Source organism: Kitasatospora sp. NPDC089797 (assembly GCF_040684795.1).
Classification (GTDB): Bacteria; Actinomycetota; Actinomycetes; order Streptomycetales; family Streptomycetaceae; genus Kitasatospora.
Map to the genome: position 1 here is coordinate 15,571 of NZ_JBFBGS010000019.1, position 13,069 is coordinate 28,639.

Consider the following 13,069-nt stretch of genomic DNA (forward strand, 5'->3'; position numbering starts at 1 on the left):
GCTCCTCTTCGGTGTTGAACGTGTCCGGCCGTCGGCCGAGCACGGGCTTGTGGATGGATGGGGCGAAACGCGCCTAGGGGAGCGTAACGACTGCCGCGGCGTAGACGAGACCCGCCCCGAACCCGATGATCAGCGCGAGGTCGCCGCTGTGCGCCTCGCCGGACTCCAGCATGCGTTCCATCGCCAGCGGGATGGAGGCGGCGGAGGTGTTGCCGGTCTCGGCGATGTCGCGGGCGACCGGCACCGACGCCGGCAGCTTGAGCGCCTTGATCATGGCGTCGGTGATCCGCATGTTGGCCTGGTGCGGGATGAAGGCGCCGAGCTGGTCGGCGGTGATCCCGGCGGCGTCCAGCGCCTGCTGGGCCACCTTGGCCATCTCCCAGACCGCCCAGCGGAACACCGGCTGGCCGTCCATCCGCAGGGCCGGCCACTTGCCGCCCTGCTCCGGGTCCTCGGCCGGGCCGTTGATCGCACCGGGCTTGGCGAAGGCGGTGTCCCAGGCCTGGGTCTGGGTGATGACGTCGGCCTGCGAGCCGTCCGAGCCCCAGATCAGCTTGCCGATGCCCGGCGTGTCGGACGGGCCGACCACCACGGCGCCGGCGCCGTCGCCGAAGATGAAGGCGGTCGACCGGTCCGAGGTGTCGGTCAGGTCGCTGAGCCGCTCCACGCCGATCACCAGCACGTACTCGGCGTTGCCGCCGCGGATCATGCCGTCGGCGAGGCCCAGGCCGTAGCCGAAGCCGGCGCAGGCGGCCGAGATGTCGAAGGCCGGGGCGGTGCCGCAGCCCAGCCGCTCGGCGATCTCGGTGGCGATCGCGGGGGTCTGCTTGAAGTGCGAGACGGTCGCGACGATCACGCCGCCGATCTGCTCGGCGGCGATGCCGGCCTGCGCGATGGCCTTGCCGGCGGCCTGCACCGACATCTCGGAGACGCTCTCGTCCGGGCCCGCCCAGCGGCGCTCGGCGATCCCGCTGCGGGTGCGGATCCACTCGTCCGAGGAGTCGATCCACTCCAGGACCTCGGAGTTGGGGATGACCCGGACCGGGCGGTAGCCGCCGACCCCGAGGATGCGGGAGTACTGCGCGCCGGTGGCGGGGCGGATCTGCGGCTTGGTCATGCGTGGTCCTCCTGGTCCTGCTGGTCCTGACCGCCGTGCTCCGCGATGAGGGCGCGGGCCTTGTCCAGATCGGCGGGGGTCTTCAGGGCGAGCGTGGCCACACCCTTGAGGTTGCGCTTGAGCAGGCCGGTGAGGGTGCCCGCGGGGGACAGCTCGATGACCGCGGTCGCGCCCAGCTGCCCGAGGGTCTCCATGCAGAGGTCCCAGCGGACCGGGTTGGAGACCTGCGCCACCAGACGGGCCAGCACCTCGGCGCCGGAGCCGACCACCTCGCCGTCCCTGTTGGACACGTAGCGGACCTGCGGGTCGGCCACCGGCAGGCTCGGGGCCAGCGCGGCCAGCCGCTCGACGCCGGGGGCCATGTGCTCGGTGTGGAAGGCGCCGGCCACCTTGAGGGCGATCAGCTTGGCGCCGGCCGGCGGGTCGGCCTTGAGGGCCTCCAGCTGGGCCAGCGTGCCGGCGGCGACGATCTGGCCGCCGCCGTTGTTGTTGGCGGCGGTCAGGCCGTGCTCGGCGAGCTTCGCCGCGACCACCTCGGGGTCGCCGCCGAGCACGGCGGTCATGCCGGTCTCGGTGACGGCGGCGGCCTCGGCCATGGCCCGGCCGCGCTCACGGACGAAGGTCAGCGCCTCGTGGGCGCCGAACACGCCGGCGCAAGCGGCGGCGGTGATCTCGCCGACGCTGTGGCCGGCGACCGCGCCGGAGAGCTTGCGGGCGATGTCCTCGTCCGGGAACAGCGCCCGGGCGGTCACCAGACCGGCCGCGACCAGCAGCGGCTGGGCGACGGCGGTGTCCTTGATCTCCTCGGCGGACGCCTCGGTCCCGGCGTGCACCAGGTCGAGCCCGGCGGGCTCCGACCAGCGGCGCAGGCGGTCGGCGACACCGTCGAGCTCCAGCCAGGGGCTGAGGAAACCGGGGGACTGGGCACCCTGTCCAGGGGCGACGATTACGAGCACGGTTCAACCCTCTCTCGCCAGGCGCCCAGGGGCGGGTAGGCGACGGTAACGAAGAAAACCATCCGGGATTGTATGGTCCCTACACTGCGGCTCAGCCGGGTTCCCCGGCGGCGGTGAGTCGGCCGAGGGCCAGGGCGATCCGCAGCGTGAACGCCGAACGTACGTCGGAGGGGGCGTACCCCGTGACGTCGGTCACACGTCGTAGCCGGTAGCGCACCGTGTTGGGGTGCACGAAGAGCATCCGGGCCGCCCCCTCCAGGGAGGAGGCCTGCTCCAGGTAGACGCTCAGGGTCTCCAGCAGGGCGGAGCCCGCCTCGTCCAGCGGTGTGTAGATCTCCTCCACCAGCTGGCGGCGGGCGGTCTGGTCCCCGGCGAGCGCCCGTTCGGGCAGCAGGTCGTCGGCGAGCACCGGGCGGGGGGCGTCCGGCCAGGCGGCGCAGGCGCGCAGGCCGGCCGCGGCGGCGTGCGCCGAGCGGGTCGCCGAGAGCAGGTCCGGCACGGTCGGGCCGATCACCACCGGACCCGGCGCGAACTGGCCGATCAGCGCCCGGGCCGCGTGCACCGGCTCCTTGTCACCGCCGACCACGACCACCAGGCGCTTGCCCAGCACCCCGGTCAGCACGTTCAGCTTGGCGTACCGGGCGGCCCGGCGGATCGCCTCGACCACCAGCTCGCTGTCGCCGTCCGGTGCGCTGCCCATCACCACCCGGACCTGGCTGGGCTGCCCCCAGCCGAGTGCGGCGGCCCGGGAGAGCACCCCCTCGTCGGCGTCGCCGGACAGCAGGGAGTTCACCACCAGCGCCTCCAGCCGGGCGTCCCAGGCGCCGCGGGCCTCGGCCGCCTGGGCGTACACCTGGGCGGTGGCGAAGGCGATCTCCCGGGCGTAGACGAGCACGGACTCGCGCATGTCCGCCTCGTCGCCGGGGGCGGCCACCTCCTCGATGGCCTCCTCCATCACCTCGATCGTGGTGCGGATCAGCTCGACGGTCTGGCGCAGCGTGATCGCCCGGGTCAGCTCGCGCGGGGCGGTGCCGAAGACGTCGGTGGAGATCGCCTGGGCGGTGTCGGGGTGGCGGTACCACTCGGTGAACGCGGCGATGCCGGCCTGGGCGACCAGGCCGATCCAGGAGCGGTGCTCCGGCGGCATCCGCCGGTACCAGCCGAGCTGGTCGTCCATCCGCGAGATCGCGGCGGTGGCGAGCTTCCCGGAGGACTTCTCCAGCCGCTTGAGCGTCGCGGCCCGGCGCTCGGCCCGCTCGGCGGCGTTTCTGCGCTCCTGGGCCGTCAGCCGGGGCGCCGCACGGCCGGGGCGGTCCCGGACGGCCCGTGCGGCCGGACTCTTCCCGGTGGGTTCGGCGGCGGGGCTGGGATCGCTCTGGGAGTTCGCGGAGGCGGCTGGCACAAGGACAAGACTGCCTCACGCGGGTCACTGCTCGCGCACACCCCCCGGCGCAGCGCCCGGGTGGTGCCGGTCACAGCGACTACGGTGGGGCGGGTGACCGACGCCCCTGAACGCCCCCGTGCCGACCTGCGCCGCACCGCCGAGCGCTACCGCTCCACCCCCGCCGAGGGCATCGAGACCCGCCACGCGTTCTCCTTCTCCGGCCACTACGACCCGAAGAACACCCACTTCGGCGCGCTGCTCGCCTGCAACGAGGAGGTCCTCGCCCCCGGTGCCGGGTTCGAGGAGCACAAGCACCGGGACACCGAGATCCTCACCTGGGTGCTGGAGGGCGCGCTGGCCCACCGGGACTCGCACGGCCACAGCGGGGTGGTGCGCCCGGGCACGGTCCAGCACCTGAGCGCGGGCTCCGGGGTCACCCACACCGAGCGCAACGTCGGCGGGGCCGACGGGCCGGTGCGGTTCGTCCAGATGTGGCTGCAGCCGGACCGCTTCGACGCCGCCCCGGTGTACGGGCTGCGCAAGGTGGAACCGGCCGACGGCGGGTTGACGCTGCTGGCCTCCGGGCTGGAGCGGGACGCCGGGACGGGCGCCCTGCGGCTGCGCCGGAGCGACGCCGCGCTCTGGCTGGTCGCGGCCGGCCCCTGGCAGCCGCTGCCCGAACTGCCGGCCGCGCCCTGGCGGTACGCCCACCTGACGGCCGGCTCGCTGGGCTACCGGACCGTGCCGGGGCCCAAGGGCGCCGGCCGGTCCATGGTGCCGGGCGACAGCGTGCGGATCACCGGCGAGGCCTTCGCCGACCCGACGGCGGGGGAGGGCGGCGCCGAACTGCTGCTCTGGGAGATGCACTCGCCGGTCTCGTACGGCTAGGACCGGGCTGGGACAGGGCCTTGCGGCTCAGCTCGGCGAGTTCGCGAGCTCGCCGAGCACGGCGTCGGAGAGCGGCGGCCAGGCCTCGACGGCCCAGGGGCCGAAGTCCCGGTCGGTGAGCGCGATGCAGGCCGCTCCGGCCTGCGGGTCGACCCAGAGGAAGGTGCCGGCCTGGCCGAAGTGGCCGAAGGTGGCGGGGGAGTTGGCGGTGCCGGTCCAGTGCGGGCTCTTGCCGTCGCGGATCTCGAAGCCGAGGCCCCAGTCGTTCGGGCGGCGGTGGCCGTAACCGGGCAGCACGCCGCTGGTGCCGGGGAAGGCGACCTCGCGGGTGGCCCGCTGGACGGTGGACGGGTCCAGCAGCTTCGGGGACTGCAGTTCGGCGGCGAACCGGGCCAGGTCGGCCGCCGTGGACAGGCCGCCGGCGCCGGCCGGGGACTTGCTCGCGGTGTTGATCAGGGTGTCGTGCATGCCCAGCGGCTGGAACACCGCCTCGGCGACGTACTGGTGGAACGCGATCCCGGCGGCCTCGGCCAGGGTGCGGGCGAGCACGTCGAAGCCGGCGTTGGAGTAGAGCCGGCGGTTGCCGGGCTCGGCGAAGAGCCGGTCCTCGTCGAAGCCGAGGCCGGAGGTGTGGGCCAGCAGGTGGCGCACGGTCGAGCCGGGCGGGCCGGCCGGGTCGTCCAGCTCGAACACGCCCTCCTCCACCGCGACCAGCGCCGCGTAGGAGGTGAGCAGCTTGGTCACCGAGGCGAGCGGGAAGAGGTGCTGCTGCGGGCCGTGCGCGGCCAGCACGGCGCCGTCCGCCCCCCGGACCACCGCCGCGGCGGCGTGGGGCACGGGCCAGTTCTCGATCATCCGCAAGCTCTCCATGCGCCCGACTCTAGTCGGGGCCCGGAACCGGGTGGCGGGAGCACCCGGCGGGTGGCTTGCTTGGAGTGCACTCCAACTCGGTAGCGTCGTGGACACAGGACAGGGGGAATCGATCAATGGCCACACCCGCACGCGTCCGGCCCGGGCTGCGCAGCTGCGCCGAGGTGTTCGACCGCCCGGTCGGCGACCCGGACCGCACCCCGCGGCACACCATCAGCGAGGTCGCCGCGGCCAGCGGGCTGACCGCCCACACCCTGCGCTGGTACGAGCGGATCGGCCTGCTCGACCCGGTCGACCGCGCGGTCGGCGGCCAGCGCCGCTACTGCGACCGCGACCTGCACCGGCTGGCCTTCCTGGGCCGGTTGCGGCTGACCGGGATGTCGGTGGCCGACATGCTCAAGTACGTCGACATGGCCCGCCGCGGCGAACAGACCTACGACGAGCGCCGCCGACTGCTGGAGGCGCAGCGCGACGAGGTCCGGCAGCGGATCGTCGACCTCCAGGCCACCCTGGCCGTCCTCGACCACAAGATCGATCTCTACGCCGGGAAGACCGCCGACGGCACCGGCGCCCCCGTCCATTGCCAGAACCACCGAGCAGAGGAAGAGCAGAGCGCATGACTCACCCCGTCCTCCCCACCGCCACCCTCGGCACCGACGGCCCGCTGGTGGGCGTCCAGGGCCTCGGCTGCATGGGCATGAGCGAGTTCTACGGCCCGACCGACTCCGACGAGGCGCTCGCCACGCTGGACGCCGCGCTGGAGGCCGGCGTCACGCTGTTCGACACTGCGGACATGTACGGTGCCGGCCGCAACGAGGAGTTCATCGGCCCCTTCGTCCGGGCCAACCGCGACCGGGTGGTGCTCGCCACCAAGTTCGCCATCGAGCGCGACGCGAACGACCCGACCAAGCGCGCCATCCGCAACGACCCGGCGTACATCCGCTCCGCGGTGGAGGGTTCGCTGCGCCGCCTCGGCGTGGACGTGATCGACCTGTACTACATGCACCGCCGCAACCCGGAGGTGCCGCTGGCCGAATCGGTCGGCGCCATGGCCGAGTTGGTGCAGGCCGGCAAGGTCCGGCAGCTGGGCCTGTCCGAGGTGACCGGGGCCGAGCTGCGCGAGGCGCACGCCGTGCACCCGATCGCCGCGGTGCAGTCCGAGTGGTCGGTGTTCGCCCGTGACGTGGAGCGCTCGGCGGTGCCGGCCGCGGCCGAGCTGGGCGTCACCTTCGTGCCGTACTCGCCGCTCGGGCGCGGCTTCCTGACCGGCGCCTTCCAGGACGCGGCGGCGCTCGCCGCGGACGACTTCCGCCGCACCCACCCGCGCTACACCGGGGAGAACGCCGTCGCCAACGGCGAACTGCTCGCCCCGCTGCGGGAGATCGCCGCGGCCCACGGGGCGACGCTCGCCCAGGTGGCGCTGGCCTGGGTGCACCAGCGGGCGCAGGTGCACGGGCTGGCCGTGGTGCCGATCCCGGGCACCCGCAAGCGCAGCCGGCTGCTGGAGAACACCGGTGCGGCGACCCTGCTGCTGAGCGCGGAGGAGCTGGCCCTGCTGGAGCCGATCGCCGATCAGGTCGCCGGGGACCGCTACGCGGACATGCGCAACACCTCGGTCGGCCGGGAGTAGCCCGGGAGCAGCACCGGCGGGGAGGGGGTCGCCGACTCCCCTCCCCGGCAGGGGAGTTGCCCGGCGGGTCAGACCGCGCGGCCCAGCCAGGCGGCCAGCCGGGTGTGCACGTCGGCGTCACCGGGGACCGGCCGCACCGGGCCGAACGGGGTGCCCGGGACCCGGCTCTCCGGCGGCAGGACGATCTCGGCGACGGCCAGCGCGGTGTGCGCCAGCCCGTCGTCCAGCACGAAGTCCCCGCCGAGGGCGGTGGCGATGTCCCAGCAGTGGGTCGCCGTCTCCATCACGTAGCCGCCGACCACCAGGGCGCCGGGCGCCTCGCCCCAGGGGGCGAAGGTCGGGCGGCCGAGCTTGGCGTCATCCGCCCAGGCGGCGGTGGCCCGGGCGGCGGCCCGGGCGAGGGCGGCCGGCCAGCCGTCGTCCGAGGGGTCCTCGATGGCCGCCACGACGTCCTCGGCCCGGCCGCCCTCGCCCAGGTACGCGAACCGGTGGACGCCGCCGACCACGTGGTTCAGCAGCTGCCGCAGGGTGTACTCCGTGCAGGGGGTGGGCCGGTCGAGGTCGGCGGGGGTAACGGCGGCGAACAGCTCCTCCAGCTGGGCGAGGGCGGTCAGGTACTGCGGGCGGGTGTCCTGGACGGCGTTCATCTGTGGTCAGCTCCCTTGTGCGGTGCGGTCGTTCGGGCCCGGGCGGTTCGCCGCCGGACCCGGAACGCAATCTCCCAGTAAAACCTGACAGGTGTCGTCAGGATTGTTGGGATCCTGGTGCCATGAAGGCCGACCGCCTGCTCTCGATCCTGCTGCTGCTCCAGACCCGGGGCCGGGTGCCCGCCACCGAACTGGCCGAACGGCTGGAGGTGTCCGTCCGCACCATCTACCGGGACGTGGAGTCGCTCTCCGCCGCCGGGGTGCCGGTGTTCACCGAGCGCGGCCGGCACGGCGGCATCAATCTGCTGCCCGGCTACCGCACCGACGTCACCGGGCTGACCGCGGACGAGGCCCGGGCGCTGTTCGTGCTCTCGGCCCAGGGCGCGCACAGCGACCTCGGGCTGGACGGCGCGCTCGGCTCGGCGCTGCGCAAGGTGATGGCGGCGCTGCCCGCCCCGCACCGCCCGGTGGCCGAGCGGGTGAGCGAGCGGATCCTGGTCGACCCGGCGCGCTGGCTGCAGAACCCCCAACCCGGCGCCGGGAGCGGGCCGGACCTGGGCGAGCTGCAGTACGCCGTGTTCGCCGACCGGCGGCTGCGGCTGCGCTACCGGCACGGCGGCACGCCCGCGCCGGTGGACTACACCGTGGACCCGTACGGGCTGGTCAGCAAGGCCGCGGTCTGGTACCTGGTGGCCGATCTGCGCGGCGAGCCGCGGCTGTTCCGGGCCGACCGGGTGCTGGCCGCCGAGACCACCGAGGAGCCGGTGCGCCGCCGGGCCGGGGTGGTGCTGGGCGAGGTGTGGGCGGCCCTGCGCGAGCAGGTGGAGCGGCTGCCGAAGGACCTGCCGGCCCGGGTGCGGGTCCGGCGCGGGCGGCTGGACATGTTCCTGCGCATCCACGGCGGGCGGGTCACCGGGCTGCCGCCGGAGGCGGGCGGCGGGCCGGCCGAGGACTGGGTCGAGCTGGCGATGGCCTTCCCGGCGGTCGGCGCCGTCCGCGCGCTGCTGGCGTTCGGCGCGGAGGTCGAGGTGCTGGCCCCGCCGTCCGCCCGGCGCGAACAGGCCCGGGCGGCGGCGGAGGCGCTGCGGCTCTACCAGGAGTAGCCGCGGTCCGGTCGGGACGGCCGGCCCACGGGCGGGCCTACGAGCCGGGCTGCGCCCGGACGACGTCGCCGTAGTCCCCGAGGGCGATCGCCGCGAAGTTGTGCAGGCTGTCGGTGCCGGCGGTGAAGTAGCCGTTGTGGCCGGAGGCCCGGGCGGAGGAGATCTGCTCGGCGCCGAAGCCGCTGCCGGTCGGGTCCGCGCCGTGGCCGAGCTTGCCGACCTCCAGGAACGGGACGTTGCCGATCCAGTCGTTGGGGTTGCGGGTGGCCCACACGTGCACGCCGGCGCCCAGGTCGGCGGCGGACTGCACGCCCATGCCGGGGCTGCCGAACACCATCATGTCGGTGATGCCGGAGGTGTCGGACGGCGAGGCGGCGGCGCGGGGGATCTTCGGGGCGGCGGTGCCGCAGACCACCGAGCCGTACGAGTGGCAGAGCAGGGCCGGCGGCGCGTCCGGCCGGGTGGTCTCCTTGAGGCCGGCCAGCAGTCGCTCCAGCCGGGGGGCGGCGACGTCGGCGAGCCGGGAGGTGGCCGCGTCCGGACCGAGGCCGGACGGGGTGACGTACCCGGTCCAGGCGATCACGGCGGTCCGGGTGCCGGGGGCCTGGTGCTGCTCCTCGGCGTACAGGGCGCGGGCCATGCCGGCCGGGGAGCGCAGCGGCTCGGCGGACTGGTCGAAGTGGCCGAGGTCGGCGTCCGAACCGGGGACGAGCACCGAGATGTGCTCGGCGTCGGCGAGGTCGCCCCAGACCTCGGTGACCAGGCCGCGGCCGCGCGGGTCGAAGGCCAGGATCTGCCGGTCGGGGGAGAGCAGGCGCTCGACGTCGTTGGCGCGGGAGACGGCCAGCGCGCGGGTGTCGGAGTCCAGCGTCCGGTCGGCGGCGCGGGCCCGGGCGGCGTCGCGCTCGTTCGCCAGGGCGATCCGGTTCGCGCGGTAGCGCAGGTCCAGCGGGGCGCCGTCGTAGTTGCCGACGACCAGCGGGTAGTCCTTGACCAGCCGGTCCAGCTCGGTGGGCGCGAGCGAGGCGAAGAAGGCCGCGGCGTCGGCCGGGCCGGTGGTGGCCGGGTCGGGGAGGGTGCGGCCGAAGGAGTGGTCCTGGATCCAGGCGGCGCTGCCGGCCGGTGGCGTGGAGATCGCCAACTGCTCGGAGGAGACCGCGGCGGCGGCGGCCGAGGCACCGGCGTCGGCGAGCACGGCACAACCCGCGAACGCGCCGATCAGTACCCGCTTCCAGCGTCGACGGTTGCGCACCGCACCAACTCCCTAGGGGCCCGTCACCGTTTCTCGGGCGGTGCCCGGAGGGTGCGAATGGACTGCTGACTTTCCTGGGAAAGCGTAGAGGTCACAGGAGGGTGACGGACCCGCCCAAACTGTGGGATGGATCACATGAACCGGGAGTGTCCTTCCGGCGTCCTTGTGTGGCCGTCCCGGCGGTGCTAAGCGGAGCGGCGGGTGTCGAATTCGCCCACCAGCCGCTTGGGGGCCGTCCGCCGCCAGGCCTCGGTGACCACGTCCCGCAGCTCCTCCGGGTCGACCCGGTCCAGCCGGACGCTCACCCAGCCGTGGCGTCCGACGTACCGGGCGAAGGAGAACACCCCGGGTTCGGCGGCGATCAGCTCGGCCTGGTCCTCCCGGGAGGCCTTGACGGTGACGCTGTCGCCCTCGGGGGAGCCCATCGCGAAGACCTTGCCGCGGACCCGCAGCGTCTCGATGCCCCAGGTCGGCTCCTGGGCGGCCTCCGGCAGGGCCAGGGCCATCGTGCGGAACTCGTCGAACGTCACCATGGCGGCAGGTTAGGGCAGGGCGCCGACGACGCGACCCGGCGGGCGCCGATGACGCGACCCGGCGGGCGCCGATGACGCGACCCGGCGGGCGCCGATGACGCGACCCGGCGGGCCCGGACGGCGCGGGGCGCGGACCGGATGGTCCGCGCCCCCGTCGTACCGTGGCCGCCGTCCGGCGTCACACCATGCCCAGCGCGTACGCCGCGAACAGCGCCGCCGCGGCCCCGGCCAGCGCCTTGCCGGCCCGGGAGAAGGACGTCCACGGCCCGTCGAAGCGCCGGGTGAACCAGCCGATCGCCACCAGGGCGGCCCCGAACAGCGGAAGCAGGGCCAGCCGGGCGGCCACCCAGCCGAGCGAGTCCGGCGCGGTGGTCAGCCCGGGGACGGCGCCGAGGCCGGCCGCGCCGGGCACCGCCACCGCGAGCATCGCGCTCTGGTGCCAGCAGAAGATCGTCATCGCCGACAGGTTGACCACCACCACCGGCAGCCACAGCAGCGGACGGCGGGTCAGCAGCCGGCCCAGCCGCTCCCGCAGCAGCACCGCGGCGCCGCACTGCACCGCCGCCAGGGCGAGCACCAGCAGGGACGGCGGGTGCGAGTTGGTCCGCTCGACGCCCGGCACGCCGACCATGCTGGCCGGGTAGTGGAACACCGTCAGCAGCACCGCGAACAGCGCGCCGCCGCCCAGCAGCAGCACCCGGGCGGCCGGCCGGCCGAGCCGGCCCTGCGCCCACAGCACGCCCAGCTGGTAGCCGAACATCCAGCCCGGCAGCAGGTTCAGCAGCCCGACCCAGGAGGGCACCGCCTCGGCCCACGGGCCGTACCGCAGCAGGTCGACCGCCGCGACCGAGGCCGTCAGCAGCCCCGCCGACCAGAGGCCGAGCCGCCGCCCGAAGGCGACGCAGAGCGGGGTGAGCGCGGTCAGCGCCAGGTACACCCCGATGTACCAGAGCGGCTGCACCACCAGCGTCGCGCCGGTGCGCAGGGTGTCCGCGGGCACGCCGAGCCGGGGCAGCAGCGGGATCAGCAGCGCCCACACGGCCGTCACCCCGAGGACCGGGCGCAGCAGCCGGACCGTCCGGTTGCGCAGCCAGCTCCCGTACGTCAGGCCCTTCTCCCGGGACCGTTCCAGCGAGCGGACCGAGGAGTGGCCGCCGACCAGGAAGAACACCCCGAGCATCTGGAGCAGCCAGCTGGCCGGGGCGAAGAAGCCGAGCGAGGAGAGCGGGCTGGCGTTGTGCAGGGCGCCGTCGGGGGAGCGGGTGAGGCCGCCGAGCATCCAGTGGCCGATCGGGACGGACAGCAGGGCGAGGGCGCGCAGCCCGTCCAGGGCGCGGTCGCGGGTCGCGGGGGTCTGCGCGTCGACCTTCTCGGCGGCGCGGCGCAGGGCGGTGGCGGGGTGGGCCATGGCGGTGCTCCTTCCAGTGCGGGCTCGCGGGCCCGCTGACTGACGGGTCGACGGGTTTCAGCGGCCGAGGGCGACGGCGGCGTAGGCGGCGAGCGAGGCGGTGCCGGGGGCGAAGTAGCCGGTGTGGCCGTGCGATCCGGTGGCGGGCAGCGGGCGGGCGCCGAAGCCGGGGTCGGTCGGGTCGGTGCCGTGGCCGAGGCCGAGGAACCGCACGTTGGGCACGTCGCCGATCCAGTCCGAGCCGTTGCGGGCGGTCGCGTAGAGCGGGACGCCGGGGTCGAGGTCGGCGGCCGAGTCGACGCCCATGCCAGGCGAGCCGAGCACCACCAGGGCGGAGGCCCGGGCCGGGGTCGGTCGGGCGAGGCCGCAGACCACCGAGCCGTAGCTGTGGCAGAACACGGTGGGCGGGGCCTGCGGGGCGGTGCCGGCGGCGAGTCCGTCGAGCAGCCGGTCCAGGCGGGTGGCGCCGGCCCGGGCGAGGTCCTCGGTGGCGGCGTCGACGCCGACGCCGACCGGGGTGGTGTAGCCGGCCCAGGCGATCACGGCGGTCCGTCCGCCGGTGGCCCGGTACAGCGCCCGGGCCATCCCGGCGGGGGTGCCGTACGGGTCGGTGGCGCGGTCGAAGGTGAGCAGGTCGACGTCCGAGCCGGGGACGATCACGGCGGTGCGCGCGGCGGTGGCGAGGTCGCCGTACACCTCGGCGACCTGGCCGCGGCCGCGCGGGTCGAAGGCGAGGATCTGCCGGTCGCCGTCGAGCAGGGTGCGGTAGCGCTCGGCGCGGGTCCGGGCGGCCTGGTGGTCCTGCGGGGTGAGCGCCGGGTCGGTGGCCCGGGCGAGCTCCCGGGTGCGTTCGGCGGTCAGGGCCAGGGTGTTGGCGCGGTACCGGAGCCGGACCGGGGCGCCGTCCAGGTTGCCGACCACCAGGGGGTGCCGGGCGGCCAGGGCGTCCTGCTGGGCCGGCGTCAACCCGGCGAAGAACGCGGCCACCCGGGCGGGCGTGGTGGTGGCCGGGTCGGGCAGCCGCAGGCCGAGCGCGGTGTCGGCGGTCCAGGCGGCGCTGTCGGGCGGCGGACCGGTGACGGCGGTCTGGGTGTCGGCGGTCCAGCCGCCCGCGCCGAGCACCGCCGCCAGGGCGATCGCGGTGGCGGCGATCGCCCGCCCGGTACGGAAGGTGCGCATGTCCGTGGTCCCCCTCGTCTGTGCGGCGGCCGGTCCCGGCTGCCGACTTCTGCTGTCGACGAGGAGGAAGGTAGGAATGCGACGGCCCCGCGGACGTCACAC

The 13,069-nt window shown here is 75.1% G+C and carries 13 protein-coding genes; 4 read left to right on the forward strand and 9 right to left on the reverse strand.

Annotated elements, in window-relative coordinates:
• Positions 1 to 73 precede the first annotated feature (73 nt).
• From AB0O91_RS17100 to AB0O91_RS17110, 3 genes are all read right to left on the reverse strand, one after another.
• Complete coding sequence (locus AB0O91_RS17100) at positions 74 to 1,117, reverse strand: beta-ketoacyl-ACP synthase III (protein ID WP_363433262.1); 1,044 nt, start codon at positions 1,115 to 1,117, stop codon at positions 74 to 76.
• On the reverse strand, positions 1,114 to 2,073 hold the full coding sequence (locus AB0O91_RS17105) for an ACP S-malonyltransferase (RefSeq protein ID WP_363433264.1): 960 nt from the start codon (positions 2,071 to 2,073) through the stop codon (positions 1,114 to 1,116). Before AB0O91_RS17105 ends, AB0O91_RS17100 begins: the two co-directional genes overlap by 4 nt.
• A 91-nt stretch (positions 2,074 to 2,164) precedes the next feature.
• Positions 2,165 to 3,361 (reverse strand): helix-turn-helix domain-containing protein, encoded by a 1,197-nt coding sequence (locus tag AB0O91_RS17110; protein WP_363433563.1) that lies wholly within the window; start codon positions 3,359 to 3,361, stop codon positions 2,165 to 2,167.
• A 207-nt stretch (positions 3,362 to 3,568) separates the two neighbouring features.
• Here AB0O91_RS17110 and AB0O91_RS17115 point away from each other — a divergent pair, with 207 nt between their 5' ends.
• The gene (locus tag AB0O91_RS17115) at positions 3,569 to 4,345 is read left to right on the forward strand and encodes a pirin family protein (protein WP_363433266.1); all 777 of its coding nucleotides are present in this window, start codon (positions 3,569 to 3,571) and stop codon (positions 4,343 to 4,345) included.
• Positions 4,346 to 4,372: 27 nt separating this feature from the next.
• Here AB0O91_RS17115 and AB0O91_RS17120 read toward each other — a convergent pair whose 3' ends face one another.
• Entirely contained in the window at positions 4,373 to 5,215 is an 843-nt protein-coding gene (locus tag AB0O91_RS17120; protein ID WP_363433268.1) for a serine hydrolase domain-containing protein, read from the reverse strand.
• 116 nt (positions 5,216 to 5,331) lie between these two features.
• Between AB0O91_RS17120 and AB0O91_RS17125 the strand changes: the two genes are divergently transcribed.
• On the forward strand, positions 5,332 to 5,835 hold the full coding sequence (locus AB0O91_RS17125; RefSeq protein ID WP_363433271.1) for a MerR family transcriptional regulator: 504 nt from the start codon (positions 5,332 to 5,334) through the stop codon (positions 5,833 to 5,835).
• Complete coding sequence (locus AB0O91_RS17130) at positions 5,832 to 6,845, forward strand: aldo/keto reductase (RefSeq protein WP_363433274.1); 1,014 nt, start codon at positions 5,832 to 5,834, stop codon at positions 6,843 to 6,845. Before AB0O91_RS17125 ends, AB0O91_RS17130 begins: the two co-directional genes overlap by 4 nt.
• Before the next feature lie 68 nt (positions 6,846 to 6,913).
• Here AB0O91_RS17130 and AB0O91_RS17135 read toward each other — a convergent pair whose 3' ends face one another.
• The gene (locus AB0O91_RS17135; RefSeq protein WP_363433277.1) at positions 6,914 to 7,492 is read right to left on the reverse strand and encodes a TIGR03086 family metal-binding protein; all 579 of its coding nucleotides are present in this window, start codon (positions 7,490 to 7,492) and stop codon (positions 6,914 to 6,916) included.
• Between the two features lie 122 nt (positions 7,493 to 7,614).
• On the opposite strand from AB0O91_RS17135, the gene AB0O91_RS17140 reads away from it, so the two are divergent.
• Complete coding sequence (locus AB0O91_RS17140) at positions 7,615 to 8,595, forward strand: WYL domain-containing protein (protein ID WP_363433280.1); 981 nt, start codon at positions 7,615 to 7,617, stop codon at positions 8,593 to 8,595.
• A gap of 37 nt (positions 8,596 to 8,632) precedes the next feature.
• Here AB0O91_RS17140 and AB0O91_RS17145 read toward each other — a convergent pair whose 3' ends face one another.
• The 4 genes from AB0O91_RS17145 to AB0O91_RS17160 form a co-directional block, all read right to left on the reverse strand.
• Positions 8,633 to 9,847, reverse strand: a complete 1,215-nt coding sequence (locus tag AB0O91_RS17145) for an alpha/beta hydrolase (RefSeq protein ID WP_363433283.1) — start codon at positions 9,845 to 9,847, stop codon at positions 8,633 to 8,635.
• A 185-nt stretch (positions 9,848 to 10,032) separates the two neighbouring features.
• On the reverse strand, positions 10,033 to 10,380 hold the full coding sequence (locus AB0O91_RS17150; RefSeq protein ID WP_363433286.1) for an MmcQ/YjbR family DNA-binding protein: 348 nt from the start codon (positions 10,378 to 10,380) through the stop codon (positions 10,033 to 10,035).
• Between the two features lie 178 nt (positions 10,381 to 10,558).
• Entirely contained in the window at positions 10,559 to 11,788 is a 1,230-nt protein-coding gene (locus tag AB0O91_RS17155) for an acyltransferase (RefSeq protein ID WP_363433288.1), read from the reverse strand.
• Between the two features lie 57 nt (positions 11,789 to 11,845).
• Entirely contained in the window at positions 11,846 to 12,967 is a 1,122-nt protein-coding gene (locus AB0O91_RS17160) for an alpha/beta hydrolase (protein ID WP_363433290.1), read from the reverse strand.
• Positions 12,968 to 13,069 lie beyond the last annotated feature (102 nt).